The following is a 1,478-nucleotide window of genomic DNA, read 5'->3' on the forward strand; positions in this document are numbered from 1 at the left end:
GCCCCGCCCACCCCCGAACCGCGCGACCCCAAGACCGCGCTGGTCTTCGACGACCCGCTGAGCCGGCCGTCCGAGGACGACACGGACCGCGGCTGGGGCGACAGGCCGTCCGGCGACAGCGCCGCGGACCTGGCCCGCTTCCTGGACGAGAAGCCGCCCCACCACATCTGAGACGGACCACCACCGGGACCGGCCTGGTTAAAGGCCCCCTATCGCTCGCTCTGCCCGGAGCCGCTGCTGCTGCCGCCACCACCGCGCTGCGCCACCAGGGCGTCGCGGATCTCCTTCAGAACGGCGAGCTCGGTCACCTCGATCACCTCTTGCGTGCTCTCCTTCGCCTTCTGGCGGGCCGCCTGCCGGGCGAGGTACTTGGACATCGGCAGCACCATCAGGAAGTAGACGACGGCTGCGGTGATCAGGAAGGTCAGCGTCGCGCTCAGGACGGTGCCCCACATGATGGGAATGCCGCTCGTCGTGGTCCCCGTCGCCTCGTCGAAGTTGCAGGGGTCCTTCAGGCACGAGCTGTACTTGTCGAGGTCCTTGGTGCCGAAGGCGCCGACCAGCGGGTTGATGACGCCCTTCACCATCGAGTTGACGATGTTGGTGAAGGCAGCGCCGATGACCACCGCGACAGCCAGGTCGACGACGTTCCCACGCATCAGAAAGGCCTTGAAGCCGTCCCAGACGCTCGGGTTCTTCTTCTCGCTCACCAGGGAGCCCCTTCTCGGTCACACAGATTGCGGAATGAACAGCTTCGCAACCTACGGCAGGGTGTGGCGGCCCCGTCCAATTCCCCCACTCGGACGAGCGACTTGACAGCTTCACGGCGGCTGCCCCGGCCTCGCTCAACACAAGGTCACCGCCAGTCGCGAGGTCGCTCCTGCCCCGGCCAGCCGTGTCGCAGTCCCGCGAGGCACGGACAGGACGACCAGGGCGCCGCCCTCGGCCACGCTGTCCAGGGACTCGGGAACCTTCGCCACCCGCGCGCCACGCGCCACCACCCGTGCGTCGCCCGCCGACTGNNGACGCACGGTCGCACCGTCGGCGATCCGCACAGGCGCCGTCACCATCTCGACCGACCGCCGCTCCCGCACAGGATCGACCACTGGACGGACCCGCGACGCCCCCGTGTCCCGCGCCTCCGTACCCCTGGACCCCGCCGAGACAAGGGCAGCCGCAGTGACCACCAGACCGGCTGCCAGAACCCGCCTCCGGTGCCGAACCAGCCGACGTAACCGACACCGCCCACTCCGCACCCGCACAGGAGCGAAGTGCGGCACGTCACACGTACCAGGAACGTCCGTGCCCAACGGACGAGGAAAGGAGGACAACTGCGACACGGGTACCACCGCCTGCGGTCGAAGAACGGCTCGGAACCCCAGACTGCGCCCTGATCCCAGATCCCGCCGACGCCCGTGGACAGCCACCCAATTGTGGAAAACCCCGTCACCCGAAGGGCGAATTCCGCTCGCCCACCA

The 1,478-nt window shown here is 68.8% G+C and carries 1 protein-coding gene; it reads right to left on the minus strand.

Annotated elements, in window-relative coordinates; translation table 11 throughout:
* Positions 1–209: 209 nt before the first annotated feature.
* Positions 210–710, minus strand: a complete 501-nt coding sequence (mscL, locus tag AOK01_RS38950) for a large conductance mechanosensitive channel protein MscL (protein ID WP_055520224.1) — start codon at positions 708–710, stop codon at positions 210–212.
* Positions 711–1,478 lie beyond the last annotated feature (768 nt).

The sequence above is a fragment of the Streptomyces aurantiacus genome (genome assembly GCF_001418335.1).
Classification (GTDB): domain Bacteria; phylum Actinomycetota; class Actinomycetes; order Streptomycetales; family Streptomycetaceae; genus Streptomyces; species Streptomyces aurantiacus.